The organism is Actinoallomurus iriomotensis (genome assembly GCF_030269445.1).
GTDB lineage: Bacteria > Actinomycetota > Actinomycetes > Streptosporangiales > Streptosporangiaceae > Actinoallomurus > Actinoallomurus iriomotensis.
This window is the reverse complement of record NZ_BSTJ01000020.1, coordinates 70,706-89,989: the sequence shown is the minus strand read 5'-3', so window position 1 is coordinate 89,989 and position 19,284 is coordinate 70,706. Positions and strand designations below refer to the sequence as shown.

The 19,284-nt window shown below is 68.1% G+C and carries 18 protein-coding genes and 1 pseudogene; 13 read left to right on the top strand and 6 right to left on the bottom strand.

The features are described 5' to 3' along the window. The first annotated feature begins 33 nt into the window (after positions 1-33). From QSK37_RS48890 to QSK37_RS48880, 3 genes are all read left to right on the top strand, one after another. The gene (locus QSK37_RS48890; RefSeq protein WP_285636230.1) at positions 34-579 is read left to right on the top strand and encodes an RNA polymerase sigma factor; all 546 of its coding nucleotides are present in this window, start codon (positions 34-36) and stop codon (positions 577-579) included. Beyond that, complete coding sequence (locus tag QSK37_RS48885) at positions 576-1,691, top strand: hypothetical protein (RefSeq protein WP_285636227.1); 1,116 nt, start codon at positions 576-578, stop codon at positions 1,689-1,691. Before QSK37_RS48890 ends, QSK37_RS48885 begins: the two co-directional genes overlap by 4 nt. A 154-nt stretch (positions 1,692-1,845) precedes the next feature. Further along, positions 1,846-4,224 carry a terpene synthase family protein gene (locus QSK37_RS48880; RefSeq protein ID WP_349498056.1) on the top strand — a complete coding sequence of 793 codons (2,379 nt, stop codon included), beginning with the start codon at positions 1,846-1,848 and terminating at the stop codon, positions 4,222-4,224. 16 nt (positions 4,225-4,240) lie between these two features. Here the strand turns inward: QSK37_RS48880 and QSK37_RS48875 are convergent, their stop codons facing one another. Beyond that, positions 4,241-4,849, bottom strand: coding sequence for a CGNR zinc finger domain-containing protein (locus tag QSK37_RS48875; RefSeq protein ID WP_285636221.1), 609 nt, complete (start codon positions 4,847-4,849; stop codon positions 4,241-4,243). An 87-nt stretch (positions 4,850-4,936) separates the two neighbouring features. Here QSK37_RS48875 and QSK37_RS48870 point away from each other — a divergent pair, with 87 nt between their 5' ends. Beyond that, positions 4,937-5,629 (top strand): haloacid dehalogenase type II, encoded by a 693-nt coding sequence (locus tag QSK37_RS48870; protein ID WP_285636218.1) that lies wholly within the window; start codon positions 4,937-4,939, stop codon positions 5,627-5,629. 6 nt (positions 5,630-5,635) lie between these two features. Here QSK37_RS48870 and QSK37_RS48865 read toward each other — a convergent pair whose 3' ends face one another. Beyond that, complete coding sequence (locus QSK37_RS48865) at positions 5,636-6,586, bottom strand: D-2-hydroxyacid dehydrogenase family protein (RefSeq protein ID WP_285636215.1); 951 nt, start codon at positions 6,584-6,586, stop codon at positions 5,636-5,638. Between the two features lie 134 nt (positions 6,587-6,720). Between QSK37_RS48865 and QSK37_RS48860 the strand changes: the two genes are divergently transcribed. After that, the gene (locus tag QSK37_RS48860) at positions 6,721-7,494 is read left to right on the top strand and encodes a M48 family metalloprotease (protein ID WP_285636212.1); all 774 of its coding nucleotides are present in this window, start codon (positions 6,721-6,723) and stop codon (positions 7,492-7,494) included. Here QSK37_RS48860 and QSK37_RS48855 read toward each other — a convergent pair. Continuing rightward, positions 7,478-8,038, bottom strand: a pseudogene (locus QSK37_RS48855) (AAA family ATPase); the annotation flags it as partial. The gene QSK37_RS48860 and the pseudogene QSK37_RS48855 sit on opposite strands and share 17 nt — an antisense overlap. 304 nt (positions 8,039-8,342) lie before the next feature. Here QSK37_RS48855 and QSK37_RS48850 point away from each other — a divergent pair. From QSK37_RS48850 to QSK37_RS48820, 7 genes are all read left to right on the top strand, one after another. After that, entirely contained in the window at positions 8,343-9,950 is a 1,608-nt protein-coding gene (locus QSK37_RS48850) for a recombinase family protein (RefSeq protein ID WP_285636209.1), read from the top strand. Positions 9,951-10,453: 503 nt separating this feature from the next. Beyond that, positions 10,454-10,714 (top strand): hypothetical protein, encoded by a 261-nt coding sequence (locus QSK37_RS48845; protein ID WP_285636207.1) that lies wholly within the window; start codon positions 10,454-10,456, stop codon positions 10,712-10,714. 2,445 nt (positions 10,715-13,159) lie between these two features. Further along, positions 13,160-13,651 carry a hypothetical protein gene (locus tag QSK37_RS48840; protein ID WP_285636204.1) on the top strand — a complete coding sequence of 164 codons (492 nt, stop codon included), beginning with the start codon at positions 13,160-13,162 and terminating at the stop codon, positions 13,649-13,651. A 209-nt stretch (positions 13,652-13,860) separates the two neighbouring features. After that, entirely contained in the window at positions 13,861-14,472 is a 612-nt protein-coding gene (locus tag QSK37_RS48835; RefSeq protein ID WP_285636200.1) for a hypothetical protein, read from the top strand. Then, the gene (locus tag QSK37_RS48830) at positions 14,472-14,798 is read left to right on the top strand and encodes a hypothetical protein (RefSeq protein ID WP_285636197.1); all 327 of its coding nucleotides are present in this window, start codon (positions 14,472-14,474) and stop codon (positions 14,796-14,798) included. Before QSK37_RS48835 ends, QSK37_RS48830 begins: the two co-directional genes overlap by 1 nt. 493 nt (positions 14,799-15,291) lie before the next feature. Beyond that, a complete protein-coding gene (locus tag QSK37_RS48825; protein ID WP_285636194.1) occupies positions 15,292-15,666 on the top strand; it encodes a P27 family phage terminase small subunit in 375 nt (124 codons plus the stop codon). 857 nt (positions 15,667-16,523) lie between these two features. Next, complete coding sequence (locus QSK37_RS48820; RefSeq protein WP_285636192.1) at positions 16,524-16,721, top strand: hypothetical protein; 198 nt, start codon at positions 16,524-16,526, stop codon at positions 16,719-16,721. A gap of 105 nt (positions 16,722-16,826) precedes the next feature. On the opposite strand, the gene QSK37_RS48815 is transcribed toward QSK37_RS48820, so the two are convergent. After that, complete coding sequence (locus QSK37_RS48815) at positions 16,827-17,072, bottom strand: GntR family transcriptional regulator (protein WP_285636189.1); 246 nt, start codon at positions 17,070-17,072, stop codon at positions 16,827-16,829. A 173-nt stretch (positions 17,073-17,245) separates the two neighbouring features. Here QSK37_RS48815 and QSK37_RS48810 point away from each other — a divergent pair, with 173 nt between their 5' ends. Next, on the top strand, positions 17,246-17,764 hold the full coding sequence (locus QSK37_RS48810; RefSeq protein WP_285636186.1) for a hypothetical protein: 519 nt from the start codon (positions 17,246-17,248) through the stop codon (positions 17,762-17,764). Here QSK37_RS48810 and QSK37_RS48805 read toward each other — a convergent pair. Together QSK37_RS48805 and pnuC are read right to left on the bottom strand one after the other, a co-directional pair. Next, the gene (locus tag QSK37_RS48805; protein WP_285636183.1) at positions 17,677-18,666 is read right to left on the bottom strand and encodes an adenylyltransferase/cytidyltransferase family protein; all 990 of its coding nucleotides are present in this window, start codon (positions 18,664-18,666) and stop codon (positions 17,677-17,679) included. The genes QSK37_RS48810 and QSK37_RS48805 overlap by 88 nt on opposite strands. Continuing rightward, complete coding sequence (gene pnuC, locus QSK37_RS48800; protein ID WP_285577097.1) at positions 18,621-19,274, bottom strand: nicotinamide riboside transporter PnuC; 654 nt, start codon at positions 19,272-19,274, stop codon at positions 18,621-18,623. The genes QSK37_RS48805 and pnuC overlap by 46 nt, the downstream gene beginning before the upstream one ends. Positions 19,275-19,284 lie beyond the last annotated feature (10 nt).

Here is a 19,284-nt window from a genome sequence, read left to right as displayed (position 1 = left end):
CATGGAAGGCGCCAACCACGACGAAGGGGCCCGATGGTGACAGACGCGGACGCGGTCGGCCGGTTCACCGCCCTGTACGACGAGTTGTATCCGCGCGTGCACGCCTACGCGGTCAGCCGTACGGGGCGGACGCTCGCCGAAGAGGTGACGAGCGAGACGTTCTGCGTCGTCTGGCGGCGTTTTCACGACCTGCCGGACCCGCCGTTGCCCTGGATCCTCGGCATCGCACGGAACGTCCTGCGGGAGAACTACCGCGCCAAGGCCCGCGAGGATTCGCTGGCCGCCGAGCTGCGGCACTGGACCTCCTCCGTCCCCGACATCGGGGAGGACGTGCAGGAGCGCGCCTCGGTGCTGCGGGCGCTGGCGGCGCTCTCGGACGCCGACCGGGAACTGCTGACGCTCGTGGCCTGGCACGGCCTGTCGACCGACGAGGCCGCGAAGGTCATCGGCTGCTCGCGCGCCGCCTATTTCGTACGGCTGCACCGAGCACGCAAACGCCTCGAACGGGCGATGACCGACGAAACGCCCGCGCCCGTACGCCGCCAGGCCACCGCCTACCGAACGGAGACGACGCGATGAAGATCATGGATGCGCTGGCCGCGGCACGGCCGGCGGACCTGGAGGCCACTCCGGACGCGGACCGCCGCTACCGCGACCTGGAGAAGGCGCTCGCCCAGCCGGTCGAGAGCCCGCGGCGTCGCGGGAGGCCGGTGCGGCGGCTGGCGATCGGCGTCGTGGCGGTCGGCGCGGCCGCGGCGGTGACCGTAGCGCTCACCGGACACCAGAGTGGCACCCCCACGCCGGGGAAGACGCCCGGCGACGGAAAGGTGGGCGGCGAGCCGATCATGCTGGCCGCCGACAAGGCCGAGGCGCAGCCGCTGGGCCGGTACTGGACCTCCGACACCGTCTGGGGCCAGTCCTACATCGTCTCGGCGAAGACCGGGAACTACGCGATCACCGGTGCGGGGTGGGAGACCTTCGAGTGGACCGCCGTCAAGGCGGGAGGCGGCAACCTGTTCTACGGCCGTGACCTGCCCGCGCGGCCACAGACACCCGAGGACAAGGCGGCCTGGCGTAAGGCGGGCTCGCCGAGCAGCTTCCGCGTCTGGTCCAACGACCACTACCAGACCTACTCCCGGGCGGCCGGGAGCTGGAGTGCCGACCATCCGCAGGCCAAGCCCGGCGGCCGGTTCGAATTCTCCGGAATGGGCGACGAGTCGAGGGCCGACGGCGTGACCTTCGACCAGCTGAGGCATCTGTCCACCGACCCTGACCAGCTACGCCAGAACTATCTCCAGAGCCCCGGGAACCCGGCGCAGCGGCTGCTCTCCGTCTCCGAGGACCTGATGAGCGCGCCGGTGCCGCCCAAGCTCCGGGCCGGCATCATGCGAATGATCCCGCGGCTGCCGGGCGTTTACTCGGTGGGCACCGTGACCGACCCGCTCCGCCGGAAGGGCATCGCGTTCGCCGCCGACTGGCCGGCCAGCGGCCCGCTCAACCATGGGTACGGCAGCCGTACCGAGATCGTCTTCAGCCCGGACGGGGAGTTCCTCGGCTCGGAGGACGTGCTGACCAAGCCTGGTGGTGAGTACGCCAAGCAGCGTCCCGGCTTCGTGATCAACTATCACGTCGCACGCGGATCGGCGTGGAGGGACAAGAAGCCGTCTCCGCCCGCCAAGCTGCCCTTCTGACCCGGCAACCGGCATCGCCCGTTCGTCACAGAACGGGCGATGCCTAGCATTAGCGACAATTCCCCACATACAAAAAGGATCACATTGCCATTTCTTGATCCGGGTATTGCCGACGTCGCCATGGGGTAAGCCTTTTTCCATGCAGCCTTTCGTGATGCCTGACTTCTACATGCCGTATCCCGCCCGAATCAACCCGAATCTTGAGCGTTCACGAGAGCACAGCACCGCCTGGGCACGGAAGATGGGAATGCTCGACGCTCCCAAACCCGGAGGCGGTCTCGTCTGGGACGAAACGGACTTGGCACGGATGGACTACGGCCTGATGTGCGCCTACACCCATCCCGACTGTGACGGCCCGACGCTGGATCTGATCACCGACTGGTACATCTGGGTGTTCTTCTTCGATGATCAGTTTCTCGAGGAGTTCAAGTACTCACGGGATCTCCCGGCCGCCAAGGCGTACGTCGACCGGCTCGAATTGTTCATGACCGAAACTCCACCGGATCCGGAGAACGCCGCCGAGGCCGGGTTGAAGGACCTGTGGGAGCGCACCGTCCCGGCGATGTCGGACGACTGGCGGCGTCGCTTCGTCCTCAGCACCCACAACCTGATGGTCGAGTCGATGTGGGAGCTGGACAACATCGACCAGGGCCGCATCGCCAACCCGATCGAGTACGTCCAGATGCGGCGGCGCGTCGGCGGCGCACCCTGGTCGGCCAACCTCGTGGAGTACGCCGCCGGCGCCGAACTCCCCGCGCGGTTCGCCCGCACGCGGCCGATGCAGGTCCTGTCGGACACCTTCTCCGACGCCGTCCACCTGCGCAACGACCTGTACTCCTACGAGCGCGAGGTACGGCAGGAGGGAGAGAACTCCAACGCCGTGCTGGTCTTCGAGCGCTTCTTCGGCTGCCCGACGCAGGAGGCCGCCGAGCTGGTCAACGACCTGCTGACCTCACGGCTCCAGCAGTTCGAGACCACCGCGCTGACCGAGGTGCCGAGCCTGCTCGCCGGGCACGGCGCGTCGCCCGCCGAGCAGGTCGCGGTCGCCGCGTACGTCAAAGGCCTGCAGGACTGGCAGTCCGGCGGGCAGGAGTGGCACGCCCGGTCCAGCCGGTACATGAACGACGCCGCCTCCCTGCCGTCCGGGCCGACCGGCCTCGGCACCTCGGCGGCCACCGTCGCGATGGGCCTACGACACCGCATCCGGCAGCACTCCTTCCGCCCGTTCGAGCCGGTCGGCCACCTGCCGCTGCCGGAGCTGTACATGCCCTTCACACACCGCACGAGCCCGCACATCGACGACGCACGGCGCCACTCCGCCGGCTGGGCGCGGGCCATGGGTTTCTTCGACTCGGTGCCGGGAGTGGAGGCCGGCGGGGTCTGGGACGAGAAGCGATTCCTCGGGCTCGACCTGGCCCACTGCGCCTCGATGATCCACGCCGACGCCGAGCCTGAACAGCTGCGCCTGTCCACCGACTGGCTGTCCTGGGGCACCTACGGTGACGACTACTTCCCCGCCGTCTTCGGGCCCAGCCGCAACCTCCCGGCGGCCAGGGTCTGCAACGACCGGCTGTCGCTGTTCATGCCGCTGGAGGACGACCGGCCGGTCCCCGAGCCGGCGAACCCGCTCGAACGCGGCCTGGCCGACCTGTGGGGCCGTACGGCCGGGCCGATGACGCCCGCGGCGCGGTGCCGGTTCCGCACCGCGGTGGAGGACATGACGGCGAGCTGGCTGTGGGAGCTGGCGAACCAGGCGCACCACCGTGTGCCGGACCCGATCGACTACGTCGAGATGCGGCGCAAGACGTTCGGCTCGGACCTGACCAGGAGCCTGGCCCGCCTCCCCCACTCCGAGATCGTGCCCGAGGAGATCTACCGCACCCGCGTCGTGCACGAGCTGGAGACGGCGGCGCAGGACTACGCGTGCTTCACCAACGACCTGTTCTCCTACCAGAAGGAGATCGAGTTCGAAGGCGAGCCGCACAACATCATCCTGGTCATCCAGAACTTCCTCGGCGTCGACCGCCTCGCCGCCCGCGACATCACGGCCGAGCTCATGGCCGCCCGCATGCGCCAGTTCGAGCACATCGCGGCGGACGACCTGCCGGTGATGTTCGAGGAGCACGACCTGGACGAGCGGACCCGCGCCATCCTCACCCGTGACGTCGAGGACCTGAAGGACTGGATGTCCGGGATTCTGGAGTGGCACCGCCGATGCGTCCGCTACACCGAGCCGGAGCTCCTGCGCCTGCGGAGCGAGGCGATGTCCCCGCCGCTCCCGGCCGCTCCGGAACCACCGGCGCCCCGCCCGCTCCCCACCGCACCCACGGCTCCGCCGCCGACGACCCCCGCGCCTTCGTCGCTCCTGAACACTCCGGGAGCACCCACGGTCCCGGCGCCGGCTCCGGTGTCGCCCGCGCCCGCGGCGTCGTCCGGGGCTCCGGTGCCGCGGGCGTCCTCGTTGCGGCCGGCCGGCCTGGGCACCTCGGCCGTACGGCTGCCGCCCCACCCCACCCGCGAGTCCCGCCCCTGAGCCGCCGGGCGCTCGGTCACGGGGCCGGCGTGGGGTCGTCGCGTGCCGCGGCTCGGCGGGCGCGGTGGTTGGCGACGTTGACGCGGTTGCCGCACAGGCCGGGCATGCAGTAGCGGCGGCGACCAGGCCGGGTGGTGTCGATGAACGCCCCCCGGCAGGTGGGCGCGCCGCACGGCCGGAAGCGCTGCTCGCCGAGGGTGTGCACGACCCCGAGGATGCCGACGCCGCAGATGAGCGAGAGGGCGTCGGCGACGGTCGCTCCGGCGCGGAGCGGGACGGCCCAGCGTGCGCGATCGGGGAGCAGGGTGGCGCCCCGGCCCGGCGAGGTGAGCGTGGTTGCGCCTTCGATGAGGTGGTCGCGGCCGGGGTGGTCGATCAGGTCGCGCACGGTCGTCCGCAGCGCGTGGACCGCACGAAGGTCGGCCGGGCGTGCTCGGCGGGCCAGTTCGGACAGTGCTCCCGAGAGGTCGTCGTCTCCGGACCGGTCACCGTGCAGGTCGGCGAACGCCACCAGGGCGGCCAGGTCGGGCAGGTGGTCGTCGCCGCGCCAGACCTCGGCAGTGGTGTTGACCAGTTCGGTCGCGACCCCGGCCGCCCAGACATGGTCGTCCAACGCGACTTGCATCCCTGCTGAGCCTCTCGCTACGTTCGATTCAAAACAGCATTTTACCCCTTACATGGACGACCCCTGCCGCGTCGGGAGACCACACCTATGACCGAGTCCGAGATCGACGCCATCGTGTTCGACGTGCTCGGCACACTCGTCGACGAATCCGCCGGCATCCGCGCCGGCATCCGCGGCCTCGCCCCGTCGCTCGACGATGCCGAGGCCGAGCGGCTCTTGTCTCTGTGGCAGCGGCACGTCGACCGCGAGCAGCGCCGCGTCGTCGACGGCGACCGGCCCTACGTTGCCGGCGACGTTCTCGATCGGGAGGCCGCCCGGCTCGTCGCAGACGCCACCGGGGTGGACGACCCGGACGCCGTGGCGGCGCTGGCCCTGGCGGGCCGCCGGCCACCGCCGTGGCCCGACACCGTGGCCGGGCTCGCCCGGCTCGCCGAGCGGTTCCCGCTGATCGCACTCTCCAACGCGAGCCGGACGGCGCTGCTGGGGCTCAACGCCCATGCCGGACTGCGCTGGCACCAGGTCCTGTCCGCCGAAGACGCCCGGACCTACAAGCCGGACCCGGCCGTCTACCGGTCGGCCGTCACCGTCTCCGGACGACCGCCGGAGCGGCTGCTGATGGTCGCCGCCCACGCCTGGGACCTGCGCGGAGCACAGGACATCGGCCTGCGCACCGCGTACGTCGCCCGCCCCGGCGGCGACCCGCCCACCGCGTCGGACCGGTTCGACCTGCACGCCGACGACCTGGCCGACCTGGCCGACGAGTTCGACAAGGCCGGCTGAGCGTCGCTACAGCGTGCGGATGGGCGCGCCGTTCAGGAAGGCGGCGATGTCCTCCACCGCGTCGGAGTAGAAGACCTGGTAGCTCTGCTCGGTGACGTACCCCATGTGCGGCGAAAGGAGCGTGCGCGGTGAGGAGCGCAGCCAGTGGTCCGCCGGCAGCGGCTCGACGTCGAACACGTCGAGCCCGGCCCCGGCGATCCATCCCTCCTCCAGCGCCTTCCGGAGGGCGTCCTGGTCCACCAGGCCGGCGCGCGCGGTGTTGACGAAGAACGCACTGGGCTTCATCGCCCGCAGGTCGGCCTCCCCGACCAGGCCCCGCGTACGGTCGCTCAGCGCCATGTGCAGCGACACGATGTCGGCCGAGCCGAACAGCTCCCGCCGGTCCACCCGCCGCACCTCGTGCTCGGCGGCCCGCTCCGCCGTCAGGTTCGGGCTCCACGCGATGACGTTCATGCCGAACGCCGGTCCGACCCGGGCCACCCGCGCGCCCAGCCGGCCGAGCCCCACGACGCCGAGCGTACGACCGTCCAGGTCGAGGCCGACGGCCTCCTGCCAGCCGCCCGCCCGGATCCGGGCGTCGTCGGCCGCGACGGTCCGTACGAGACCGAGGATCAGGGCCCAGGTGAGCTCGGCCGTGCCCCCGGCGCTGCCGCGGGTGCCGGAGACGGCGACGCCGAGCTCCCGCGCCGCGTCCAGGTCGATCGAGGCGTTGCGCATCCCCGTCGTGACCAGCAGCCGCAGCCGCGGCAGCCGCGCGAGCACCTCACGGGGGAAGGGCGTGCGTTCCCGCATCGCGACGACCACCTCGAACGGCTCCAGCGCGGCCACCAGGGCGTCGGGGTCGGCGATGTGTTCGGCGAAGAACCGCGTCGAGACGCCGGGCAGCCCGGCCCAGTCCGCCATCGAGGCGGCCACCCGCTGATAGTCGTCCAGGACGGCGACCCGAACCTCACTCACGCGTACTCCTTCGACACGGCGACCAGGGGAGTCCGCCCCCCGGGAGACGAGCGTAGGAGCCGCGGCGCGACGCACCGCCTCGGGGCCCACCGGCTCGACGAGCGGGCGTCCGGTCAAGGTCTACGCTGCCGGGCATGCTTCCCGCCGACCTGGACGCGATCGGGCTTCCGGCGCTGTCGCGTCCGATGCCCGGACGCGGACGCGGACGCCGGCTGGCCTGGTGCTGGGGGTCGTTCGCCGTGTCGGTCGCGGTGACGGCGGTCGTCGTGGCGGCCGGGTTCTCGACCGGGGCGCTGTTCGTCGAACCGCTGGCTCAGCTCGTCGTCTTCGCGGTCCTCCCCGCCGTCCACCGCCTGCGGCTGGCCGGTCTGCTGGCCGACGGCCGGTATCGCACCGTGCCGGCGCCCGCGCTGGCCGCCGCCGTGCTGGCCGTCACCGCACCGAGCGGGGTGCGCGAGGTCACGGTGCGCGTCGGTCAGGTCGGCGGGTTCACCCGCTGCTTCCGTGCCGGTGGGCGAACCGTCGTGCTGGTGCACGAACGCCTGCCGGTGGTGCCGGAGGCCACGCGGTTCTTCCTCGCGCACGAGGCCGCTCACCTGGCCCGGTACGACACGGTCCGGCGGCCGGCCGCCCTCATGACCGCGCTCGTGTGCCTCTACGCTGTGGGCACGGCCTGGCCGCTCGCGCTGGTCCCCGGCGTGGTCGCCGTCGTCGCGGTCGTCGCCGTCGTCAACCGGAGCGGCGAGCGCGACTGCGACCGGCTGGCCCTACGCTGGGTCGGCCTCTCTCCGGCCGAGCGGGCGTTCTCGGTGGCCCAGCGGGCGTACCGCCGTTCGGTACGGTCGCTGCTCACCCATCCCGCCCCGGCACGGCGACTCGCCGCCTGCCGGCTCAGCGCGGAGGAGTGAAGGTCCAGCCCTTGCCGAGGAGGGCGTCGACCGCGTCGACGGCCTCGCTCAGGCGGCGCTCGTGCGGGCCGGCCACGACGACGTGCGGGAGGCGGCGTCGCCGCAGTTCTTCGGCGAACCGCGCCGACATCGCCTCGCGGATGGTCTCGCCGTCGCGCCAGCCGTCCTGCTCGAACGGCACACCGGCCGTGTCGGTGAGGATCCACAGGTCACCACGGCCACGGGCCAGAGGCGGGGCCGGCGTGCCGACGTAGCGCTCGTGCCACAGCTCGGTGGCGAAGGCGTCGGTGTCGCACACCAGCAGCGGCGAGCCCGCCCTCGCGGCGGACTCCTCCCAGGCGAACTGGCGTTCGGCGATCACGGTGAACTCCTCCGACTCCCAGTCGAGGTCGCCCAGCCACAGGCTCGGGTCGCGGCGGCGGGCGAGGGCGAGCTTCTCCTCGCAGTACAGCCGCCCGTACTCCGGCACCCACCGCGTCGCCGCCCACACGCCGCCGCGCCGCGCGTAGTGGGCGGCGAGAGCGCGGGCCAGCGTCGTGGTGCCCGACGACTCCGGAACCTACATTCAACACCTAAGGGGACCGGCCATGACTAGCGGAAACACCGTCTACCGTGCCGTTCGCGTCGGCGCGGGCAAGGTCACGCATGCTACGGCGGTCGCGCACGATGAGTTGAACGCCCGTACCGTGTGTGGCCGTCTCGTGACATCGGAAGCCCGGTCCGGTGCGCCGGTTACGTGTGCACGTTGCAAGCGGGTCGCGGCTCCTTCCGAACGTCGCCGGGCCGTCCCCGCCAACATCGCTCGCGACGCGGTTACGGTCCGCGTTCCGGCGCGTAACGTGGACGGCATGTCCTGGGAGGATCTTCGCATCGCGTCCTATCTGCGGCTGTCGCGGGACGACGACGACTCGGCGAGCATCGCTCACCAGGACGCCACAACGGACCGCACCGCGAAGGCGCACGGCGGGACGGTGGCCGCGCGGTACACCGATGACGGTCTGTCGGGCACGTTGCCGCTGGAGGACCGTCCCGACATGGCGCGGCTGGTCGCGGACATCCGCGCGGGCAAGTGGGATCTCGTCATCGCCCGTATGTCGGACCGCTACGCGCGGGACGAATATCAAATGCGGCGACTCGCCAATGTTTGCCGTGTCGCGGATGTCGCACTGTGGTCGGTCGAAGAAGGCGCACTTACCGACGAAGACGGCCAACTCAATATGGCTGCGATCACCGCGTCGTTCGTGAACGCGATTTACACGAAAGACGGGTCGAAGAAAGCGCGCGACTCGAAAGCACAGATGCGGACTCAAGGCCGCTGGACTTCCGGCCGCGCACCGTTCGGATACCGAGTCGTCCCCGCGACCATCAATGGTGTGCACGGCAAGTACCTCGCGGAAGACACCGAGTACGCCGACCGTATCCGGGACGCAATCGCGCGGGTGCTGAATGGCACACGTGTGCGGACTATTGTTGACGAGTGGAACGCGGAAGGTGTCCTGTCCCGCGACGAGCGGCAACGGGAGTTGTACGGCCGTCCGGCAATCGGTAAGCACGGGAAAACACAGTGGGACGCGAGCACACTTAGGGACATGCTTACGTCGCCGCGTCTGCTCGGGCTCATGCTGTGGGACGACACTCCCGCGCGGCACAAGACGGACGAGCACGGCAAGCGCCGTAAGGTGAAGTCGCGGGACATGAAAGTCTTCTACGGCGCTGACGGCCGACCGGTGACTGTCACTGTGAACGGAAAAGGAATCATCGATGAGCAGACGCTTTCGCTCGTACGGCATGAGTTGCTCGTTACGCGGGCAGTGGAGACGAGCGGCTACGAAAGCCGCACCCTGCTAAGGGGAATCGCGAAGTGCGGAACGTGCAGCAGCAACCTAGTACGCAACGCACAGAAAGACGGGCGGGCCGGTGGACACACCTACCGGTGCACGAACCGCACGTGTGTTAAGCGAGTGAACATCTCCGGCCCGGCGCTAGAAACGTACGTCGAAAGTGAGTTCCTCGCTGTGTGGGGAGATGTCACCCTGTGGCACACGGCCGAATCCGGGGAAGGCGAAGCGGTGCGCGCCGCTCTCCGCGACGCGGAGACCCGCATGGCGACGCTCGCGGAACGCATGGCGGATGCGGACATTCACCCTGCCGCGCTGGACGCGCTCACCGCGAATCTGAACCGCGTAGCCGCTGAGGTTGCAGCGCTGCGGGAACGCGCGGACGCCGAGCCAACCGTAACGACGGTCTACGACGACAAGACGCTTGGTGAGCGCTGGGCAGACGGGGACACCGACGTGCGCCGCGCGCTGCTCCGCGACCTGGGCATCGTGGCCAACGTCGGCGTCGGACAGGGGCGCGGCCGGTGGTCGCGGCCGGAGGACCGGGTCAAGGTCCGTGCGACGAGCGAGCTTGCCGGTCACATCCTTAACGCTCTCAGTGCCATGGAAAGCATCTAGGACGCCACATAACGCGCTAAGAGCACCGCTAATGGCTCCAAAAGGAAAACCCCGCACCGATTATCGGGTGCGGGATTTTCTCGCGTTTACAGGGCTCTCAAAGCCGCACAAACCGTCTGTGCTGCCTGCGCCGCACGAGGAATCACGCGGAACGCCCCGCATCGCTCCAGCGCTTCGCGCTCGCATCACGTGGGGGCATCGCCCCGCGAGGTACGACCACGCGTCCAACGCGTTCTAGAGGCCGCTAACGCCTCAATAGAGAACCTCGGAACCCTGAATCTGGGGTTCCGAGGTCCTCTCGCGCCTACGGGGCTTAGCACGCGCGCAGCGACGTAGTGCCGTAGCTTTCAGGGAGAAGAAACGAGGAACCCCCGGCCGACTGGACCGGGGGTTCCGCCACCTTCTAATATAAATCAAGACTTTCACGCTTCGACGTCGACTAAAATATTCGCTTATTTCGTCGAAATTTTCAATAGCGCCGCAAATCTCCTGAGTCGACTCGCGTGCGAAATATTTTGTGCGACGGTTCTTGTTTCTTCTCCATCGGACGGATCGTCGCCATTCCGTTCGATTTGCGGATTTGGATCCGCCTTTCGGCGGACCTCTATGCTGATCAACCCGAAGCGAACCACAAGCTCTTCCACCCCGTCTCGTCTGGCTCGCCAAATAAGCAGGCAAGTCCCCAGGATGACGAGTCCAAGGCAGCAGAGCAGAATGTGGCCGCTCGCGTGGCCGATCGCATCGAAGCGATCGGCCATAGTTGATCTAGCCTTCCGTCTCCTCGTTCCGGCCCACGGGGCCCCTCCTTTGACTCCATGTCGGCGGATTCCGACCGCGCCATAGTACCCGCCAGGCATCCACCTGTACGACATTTTGTTGCTGTCTATGGTGATTTCGCATTTCCGACAATTCAAGCAGTTATGCGAGTACGGACGGGATGCAACGGGGCTGCGAGCGTGCCAGGGACGCGGCCAGGGGCCGCTAGGCGACCCGCGTGTGTCCGGCCGACACGATGGGATGACATGCGTGGCATGCGGTACGTCTGCCGGTTCACGTACGAACGTCGGGCGAACGGCTCGCGAGCGACCGGGCCGCTCACTCGGATTTGATCACTCTCCGCGCCCGCCGGCCGTTAGTACGTACAGGTCAGAGACGCGCGGCCCTTAGCGGTGTTCGTCACGCAACGTCACTCCGAACCACCACCCCAGGCCACGCGCGGCGCTACGGGCGGACGGCTCGGAGCGACCCGCGAGGGACCAGGCCGCCGACGCGCACGGCTCGCGGGCGGCACGGGCAACCCCGGGACGGCTCGCGGGCGATGCGGAGAGGCCAGCGGGCAAGCTCGTGCGGTCCGCGAGCGTTCCCGAGCGGCCAGCGTGTGTCCCGCGAAGATCAGAGCGACCACCACAAACCCTCGTTGCGGCCCTGAGAGCCATGCTGGCGACCTCCCAACCTCCGAGGCACCTCGGATACGGGTAGAGAGCTGCGCGCGCCTCCTGGGGCTTCTGAGTGCTTCCGAGGTGGAAGAGGCTCGCGAGTGGCCCTGCGGGTCGCGGGGGTTCGCGGGGATGCGTTCCCTCTCCGTCCGGCCGTACGGCCTGCTACCTGCACAAACGTACGCGGAAGCGGGATAAGCGCAGATCAGAGGGTGCGTAACATTAAATGACGCGATAGGGCTCAGTCTGGTTTTCCTTTAGAGATCTCTAAAGGAAAACAGAAATTAGCTCTATCACGTCATTTAATGTTACGCACCTGTCGGAGGGTGGCCCGCCCTGCGCCGCGACCTGCACGAATGGCCATGACAGGGGCGTGAGGGGGCGCGGGGGTTCCTGCCGCGAAGCGCGACGGGACTTGAACGGCGCTGCACAAGTCTGGTCGCTGGAAGATTCTTCCGAGGTTCTGCGAACACTTGCCGCGTTGGGAGCCGTAACTCCCATGTAGACGACCTAACAGATATCGAAGGGACGTGCGGCATGGTCATCAAAGCGGACACCACTACGTGCCACGCGCACGGATGCACGCGTACCGCGCGCTGGGCGTACAAGAAGCGCGAACACGCGGTCTATTGCTCCGCTACCTGCCGTCGGAACGACATCGCTGCGAATCGCGGGAAGCCGTGGGAATCTCAGTGGGCCCATGCGCGTGCACAGCTTGCTCTGTGGGGCCGGTATCGCACCGTGAACCCGCCGGTTCCGCCTGCCGTTCCTATTCTCTGCGCCGCGTAACTCGCGCGCAACTCGATCTACCAACCCCCGTCACGACCGGAGCCCCTAGAGGACGGCGTGGCGGGGGTTACTTATGGCTTGGAGATCTAACACATGACTAACGCACTGGTGGCGGAGTATCTCGCCGCGAGATCAGAGCTACGCCACGGGCGCGAGTTGCCGTTGATGACTGCTGAACGACGCGCCGCACTCTTGCTTGCCGAGTCGCTCGACGGGACGTGGCCGACACAACGCCGCGACGCAGGATTTGCGTTTGTGCAGAGACAGCTACGTGAGGCGTGGAGTTGGGAAGTCGCGGACCAATACCACCAGTTCCCCAGAAATTACCGGCGCGGTCCGGCGCTACTAGTGAAGCCCACGGGGAAGTGCGGAAACTGTGGCACGAGTCTCCGCGACGGGCAGGTCACATTCTGCTCTCAGCGGTGCCGTATGCGTTTCAAGCGGCATGGACCAGGGAGTGCGGTCCGGCATTGCAGGGGTTGCAAGCAGGCGCTGCCCGCAAGCTGGACCGGTGTCTACTGCATTTTGTGCTGCGAAACACGGGCTGCGGACACGCATCTCGCCATGGATGACGTCTGGGAATCCAAACCTTGCGCGGTCCCTGGCTGTGAGGGAGTCGCGGAGGCGATGGGTGAGCGCGGGCGACCGCCGAAGTTCTGCTGTGACTGCGCAACTCCGGCTGCGCGGGCGCGGCGTAGACGGGCCGCGAAGAAAGCAGGTGCGCGGTAATGGTGGCGGGCGGTAAGGGGTTTAACGGTCGCTGTAAAGAGAAACTCACTCTCTCCTAAGAGTGACCGAGTAACCCCTTGCCGGGCACGCTTCTCCCGCCGCTTCTGCCGCGAACACCAACCCTCTGACCTGCGCTTCGTCACGCTGTGTCCCCGCCGGCCGGAGCGGAGCGTAATCACGACTTGTGGCGCGTTGATCAGCGCCACACAACTGTAAGCCGCCTGTCATAGCGGCTGACTACCGAATGAGCGCCCAATGCACGCTGACGAGCATTATGCCCAGATTGAAGACGCTCCGAACCCCTGCCATCGTGAGCCGCGACGGCTCCGCCGACGTATGGCGGAAACCGCCGGACGTGACCTGAACGCGATCAACGCGGCCCGCAGCATGTGCGGACTTCTCGCGCTGATCCCGGACGTACCGGACGCATCCCAGAACTTCGCGCGGAAGCCCGCAGAGAAGCCCACGCCGTCCGCGAACGCCTGGCCTACTGACTTCCCCCGGCCGACGAACGCGAAATTCAAGTACCCGGCCGTGGGTGCGCTCGTCGCGTGGCTGGGGCTGGAGAACCGCAAATACGACGCGCACGAAATCGCGGATATGACGTCGGTGTGGGCGACGGAGGCGACCAAACGCGGATTGCTCGCGCCTGACCCGACGAAGCCCACGGAGCGCACGACGATTCCTCGTAAGCCCGTACCGCGCCCCGGACGTGTGGCGAATCTCGGCAACCGGCGCGCGGCATGACCGCGACTATCGCGCTACAGATTCTCGCGGCCCTACTTGCGCTTGCGTATAGGTCGGTGTGGCGCTTCGCAGACACTGACCCTTACCCGCGTATGCCCCGGGCTGTATGAGGCCGTTACGGGGGCTCTCACGACTTGGCAGCGCGCGTTCCGCGAGTGGCGCGCGCTGCCTTCTCACTCGCGCCGCTCGCGAATAGGAGACTGACAACAATGAATCTGGACATCAACCCCACTGCCCCCTATATACCGGGCATTGCGGAGGCGGAGGCCGAAGCGCTCGCGGACGCCGTGGAGCGCTACGAAGACGCGCTGGAGGAATACCGCGACGTTATCGCCGACGATTGGCAGGACCGCGCTATCGCTCGCGAGACGGCTTTGACCGCTCGCGAGGTTGCCGAGAACGGCAAGCGCGACGACAAGCGGCCTCCGGAGCTCACCACGGCGTCCGTGAAGCGCGCGGAGGCGCTCGCGCGTCTCGGCGTGATCCGCGCGGAGGTCAGCCGCTGTGACACGGCAGCAAAGGACGCTATCCGCGAGCAGGTCCCGGCGGATGTCGCGCCGTCTGCGGAGCGTGTCAGGGATGCTCTCGCCGCGTATGAGGCCGCTATTGAGGCGCTCGTCAAGGCGGAGCGCGAGGCGCGGGAGGCTCTCTCGCGTGCGGTGGCGATTCGACACATCGCGGACGGTGGGAGTCTCCACCAGGACCCCGGAGTGTTCGCGGGGGATCACGCGTTCGGCAGTGCCAGTACGGCCGTGGCCCAGGCTCGCGAGGTGCTCATCCGGGCCCAGAACTACGCCACGCGAAAGGTCGGTGTTCGGTGATGCCTGCCGATGACTCGCTCGCGTGGCTTGAGGAGATGCGCCGCGAACACCCGGAACTGGAAGGGGCAGACGCGGCGACGCTCGCGCGGGACGCGGAGATAACGCGGCGCATGAACCAACGCGACGTGGTGACTGGCTCCGGCGCGCCGCCGCTCGAAATCGTGGAGGGTCTGCTTGGCACTCCGGCCGGTGACGCACACGCATTTGTGTACGGGTTGGACGTCGGCGACCTTTCAACCGATCAGATTCTCGCGATGCGTGCGCGCGGGATGTCTTGGGCTGAGATCAACACCCTTGCCCAGGCGCGGCGAAAGCGCCGTTTCTAAGCGCCGCTGAGCGGCTTTAACCGGGTGGGGGCATGGTCCGGGACACCGCCCCCGCCCTATCCGCTCGCTCACGGCTTTCTGAGCGCTTCCCCGGCACTGCTCCGCCGACACCCACCAGCACCCCGCGCGTGTCCGGCGCGGGGTGCCGCCCCACCGCGAGGGACCAGCCGACCAGGCCGCGTGCCGCTCGCGGCGTACGCGGTGGCCTGCCCGCTGACGTACGCGTGCGGCCTGCCTGCCCCCCTGCCCCCGGCGGGGCGGGGTGGTGCGTGTGCGTGTTGCCGACGACGACGAAGCACGAAGCGTTGACGAGATCTTTGGGTTGTTGACCTGCGGTGATAACGGCGGGTAGCCGGGGGATGGCTCGACCGGCAAGACCCTTCCTGCACGGCGGGGGTTAGCAAGCGCGGTCGGATACCGAGCATGCATCGCCTGTTTCCACGTAATAACTGGTCAACGCGTTTCGCGTGGCCTACGAAAGGAGTTACCCGCAGTGACCATCACACCGACCCCGCCTGAACCTCTCGGCACTGACGGCACGCGGCTATGGACCGAAGTGTTCGGCGAGTACGACCTTGACGACTTCTCCCCTGGAGATCTCCGCATTCTCGCGTCTGCCGCCGCGTGCTTGGACACAATCGCTGCGATGCGCGAAGCGCTTACGGACGCGCCGCTGATCGTGCAGGGGAGCATGCGGCAACAGGTCGCCAACCCACTCATTGCGGAGATTCGCTTTCACCGCGCGCAGTTCGCGGCGTTGATGCGGCAGCTTGGCTTGGAGGCTGCCGGTTCTGACAAGGACTCCCCGCGAGTCATGACGAGAACTGAGCAGGCTTCCCGAGCGGCCCGAGCACGGTGGGCACGATGACCGCTAAGAAACCCCGCCGGAGAAAGCCAGGAAACGACGTTGTGCCTGTCCCGCCGGAGTGGTTCGACCCGGACGCGGGCGTAAACGCCCTTTTCCACGAGATGATCGGTTCGCCTGACGCCGTAAAGTGGCGTCAACTGGAAGACGACGTTGACGAGTGGTGTCGTGTAAACGATGTCGAGTTGCGCCCCGAATGGGGCGGCAAGGTTACGGCGCGGTGGCTATGGGATGACACATCTGGCCGCGTGGTGCGGAATCGTTAACGCGTGAGTGTCGCCGGTTTCCATAGCCGTAAATCCGGACGCCAGCGGCCGGCAAAGTCTGCCCAGGTCCGAGCACATACAACGCATTTACGTATCGCAAGTAGCACGCGACATGGCGCGCAATCTCAGGGTTATCCGGGTGACGCGCGTGTCGCGTGGCCGCGTCGCGCGTTACGCCGGGAGTTGTCAGCATGCGTCGCCGGTGACGTTCGGTGTTAATGCGAGTGTCGCCCCGTAGCCCCGCGAGGTTCCGCCGTTGACGTTTGCGTGTTTCCAATGCCGCCGGACTTGTCGCCCGGACGGAAACCGTTGACGCGGCATGTCGCCCGCGAGGTAAAGCCGTCAACGGAAGAATTTCCAGTGTCACCCTGGACCGCCGGACCGGTCCGGGGCTTTTCACATGTGGATCTCTTGTGCAGCGCTGCACAAGTCGCGCACCGATGAGAGACCCCCGCAAAACGTCTTGCGGAGCCCTGCGTGAGGCACTCACGCGACAAGTATTGTGCAGCGCTGCACACATTTGCAGAACGTAGCGAATGGGCTTTATGGTGACCGGCGAAACGCATCGATCCCCGCGAAACTCGGAGGGACATCATGGCCGCTGCCACTCACTGCGCGCTCTGCAAAGCACCGTTCGACTTCTGGGCCGACACGGAGCTGTTCGGTTACGACGCTCGCGGTACAACTGTCGAAGCACACTCCGAATGCGATGCGGACGTGCTTGCGGTGTACATGGACGGCGAACACCCCGTGAGCGTGCTGAATTCATACGGCGTGGTGCCGCTCGCGTGAGCTGACCACACGGCCACGCCCCGATCATTCGGGCCTTACTCGGCGCGTACCGCGCTGGGCAAGGCCGGAGCGGTCGGGGCGTTCGTGTGTGTGCGCAGTCGCGAACTACTCGCCCGCATCCTCCGCGTCCGGCCGGACGAACGTCCCGCGTCCGGGTACCGACACGGCCGCGCCACGGTCGACCAGTTCGCGGACGGCGCGAGCCGCTGTCGCGTGCGCCACGCCGTACGTCTCTGCGATGACGCGGACGCCCGGCAGGCGTCGGCCGACGTCACCGGCCGCGATCCGGCGCTGTAGGTCGTCCGCTATCTGCACATACAGCGGAGTTGGCCCGTCCAGATCGATCGGCATAGAACCACGCTAGAACGGCCTGTGACGTGCTAGAACGCACGGTACTGTCAATACTAACTAGCACGGAGTAGAACGGTGTGGGACGCTGGGAGGTCCAGACAGCAGACGACCCCGCGCAGCGATGACGCGCCACGCGGGGTCTAGGTCCGACCGCCCCGGGAGGCGACCAGTCCATGAACAGTCAGCGTACGGCCACCGTGTCCCCACGGTGGCAACCGCCCGAGCAAAGCGCGGACGGCGGCTACTGGCGTGCCCGACTCGCGGTGCAACGACTGTCCGCCGCAGAGCAGACAGCGGGGCTAGAACCCATCGTGTACGGCCCCACGGCCGACGCGTGCCAACGCGAAACCGTCCGGCAAGACCAGATCTGGGCAGACATGCCACTACGCACGGGTGACCACGCCGAAGCGGTTCGCCGCGTCCGGTACCTCTCCGGCGACGACTCCGACGAACCCGTATGGCTACCAGCGCACGGGTCCGACGTCCAAAGCGGCGACATGATCGCGGAGGGCCACACCATCTACCAGGTGAAGCGCCGGAAGTACACGCCGGTGTACGACCCGCGCTTCCGCATCGTCTTGCCGGACGGCTCCGAAGTGACGATCTACAAGAACACAGCGATTCGGATCTTGGACCCGGACGGCACGGTCCGGGAACGGCTGTTCGGCGTCGACCAGGCGGAGGAGCAGTGAGCGCGGCGGTAGCGCTGGCGGTTGCCGGTGGCGTGTGGCTGGCCGTACTGGTCACCGTTGCTGTGACTGTCGATCGGCGTAGGCCGTCGTACGTCGGCCGTCACCGCGATTGGAGGTACTCGCGATGAACAGCGGAACTGATGGGATCCCCACGCCCGAGCAATACGCATGGGCGCGTGAGGTCTTGCGTATGGACCCGCCGCCCGCAGTCGACCAGGACGACGAGACAGACGACGACGCAGACGATTGACCGTCCCACGCGGAACGCACGGACCGGCCCTCACCTGCACGGGTGGGGGCCGGTCCGCATGTCCGGACCGTGCACGGGCACGGGAGGCACGCATGTTATGGTGTGTTTTCCCAGTTCCGGAAGACTCCGCGCCGACGACCACGACGCGGCGTGCCAGGTACGCGCGGACGGCCGGTGACAGCCACTCCCAGCAGGCCACCGGGTCCGCGCGGACGGCCGTGCCGCTGACCGGGTGGCGCGTGCGCGCCGGGTCGACCGGCACGTGCACGGCGTCGAGGCGGTGGGCCAGTTCGGGCCCGTAGTCCTCGGAGCTGAACACCAGGTCGACCGGGTCCGCCGCGGCGGCGCGGAACACCGCGACGTGCGCCGCCCAGACCTCGTCGGAGTCGTAGTCGACCTCGTTGTCGTCGACCGCCGCGACGATCTCCACCTGCGGCTGCGGATGGCGTTCGCGCAGCCAGGCGGCGCGCAACGCGATCGGGATGGTCTCCACCGGGGAGGCGGCGACCACGACGGTCAGCCGGTCGCACCGCGCGGCGGCGGTGTCGATGAGGTGGTGGTGACCGGCGTGCGGCGGGTAGAACTTGCCGATCACCAGGCCGTGACTCACGTCGCCGCCGGTACGGGCGTCGCCGCCTGCCGTGCCACCCACTCGCGTCGCCACGCGATCAGCCCGGCCACGCACAGGGCCAGGAACAGCACGTACAGCACGCTCGTCAGGTACAGGTGCTTGTAGGCGTACAGCGGGATGTAGATCAGGTCGGCGGCGATCCACAGCCACCACGACTCCAGCAGCTTGCGGCTCTGCCCATACGTCGCGGCGAGCGAGATCGTCGTCGTCAGCGCGTCCCAGAACGGCACGGTCGAGTCGGTCCAGGCGCTGAGCATCCAGGTCAGCAGGGCGGTCGCGGCGACCCCGGCCACGGCGAGCCCGACCCACTCGGCTCGCGAGGTGCGCTGGGTGACGAGTTCGGTACGGCCCCGGCCGCCGTACAGCCACTGCCACCAACCCCACACCTGGAGGACGACGTAGACACCCTGCAGGCCCGCGTCGGCGTACAGGCCGCCGTCCACGAAGATCAGTCCGAGCAGGACGACGTTGGCGATGCCCACCGGCCAGTTCGCGATGTGCTGGCGGACGACGAGCCAGACGTTGACCGCGCCGGTGACGAAGCCGAGCACCTCTGCCCAGGAGGTCGGCGTGCTCCCGAGGGTGAACGCCGGATGGAGCAACGGCTCCAGAAGGTCGTGCAGGGACATGACCTTGAAA

Bases quoted from the DNA above. Each gene is read 5' to 3' on its own strand.
- QSK37_RS48890 (WP_285636230.1), top strand. From the start codon at position 34: ATGGTGACAGACGCGGACGCGGTCGGCCGGTTCACCGCCCTGTACGAC.
- QSK37_RS48885 (WP_285636227.1), top strand. From the start codon at position 576: ATGAAGATCATGGATGCGCTGGCCGCGGCACGGCCGGCGGACCTGGAG.
- QSK37_RS48880 (WP_349498056.1), top strand. From the start codon at position 1,846: ATGCCTGACTTCTACATGCCGTATCCCGCCCGAATCAACCCGAATCTT.
- QSK37_RS48875 (WP_285636221.1), bottom strand. From the start codon at position 4,849: ATGCAAGTCGCGTTGGACGACCATGTCTGGGCGGCCGGGGTCGCGACC.
- QSK37_RS48870 (WP_285636218.1), top strand. From the start codon at position 4,937: ATGACCGAGTCCGAGATCGACGCCATCGTGTTCGACGTGCTCGGCACA.
- QSK37_RS48860 (WP_285636212.1), top strand. From the start codon at position 6,721: ATGCTTCCCGCCGACCTGGACGCGATCGGGCTTCCGGCGCTGTCGCGT.
- QSK37_RS48850 (WP_285636209.1), top strand. From the start codon at position 8,343: ATGTCCTGGGAGGATCTTCGCATCGCGTCCTATCTGCGGCTGTCGCGG.
- QSK37_RS48840 (WP_285636204.1), top strand. From the start codon at position 13,160: ATGCACGCTGACGAGCATTATGCCCAGATTGAAGACGCTCCGAACCCC.
- QSK37_RS48835 (WP_285636200.1), top strand. From the start codon at position 13,861: ATGAATCTGGACATCAACCCCACTGCCCCCTATATACCGGGCATTGCG.
- QSK37_RS48830 (WP_285636197.1), top strand. From the start codon at position 14,472: ATGCCTGCCGATGACTCGCTCGCGTGGCTTGAGGAGATGCGCCGCGAA.
- QSK37_RS48820 (WP_285636192.1), top strand. From the start codon at position 16,524: ATGGCCGCTGCCACTCACTGCGCGCTCTGCAAAGCACCGTTCGACTTC.
- QSK37_RS48815 (WP_285636189.1), bottom strand. From the start codon at position 17,072: ATGCCGATCGATCTGGACGGGCCAACTCCGCTGTATGTGCAGATAGCG.
- QSK37_RS48810 (WP_285636186.1), top strand. From the start codon at position 17,246: ATGAACAGTCAGCGTACGGCCACCGTGTCCCCACGGTGGCAACCGCCC.
- pnuC (WP_285577097.1), bottom strand. From the start codon at position 19,274: ATGTCCCTGCACGACCTTCTGGAGCCGTTGCTCCATCCGGCGTTCACC.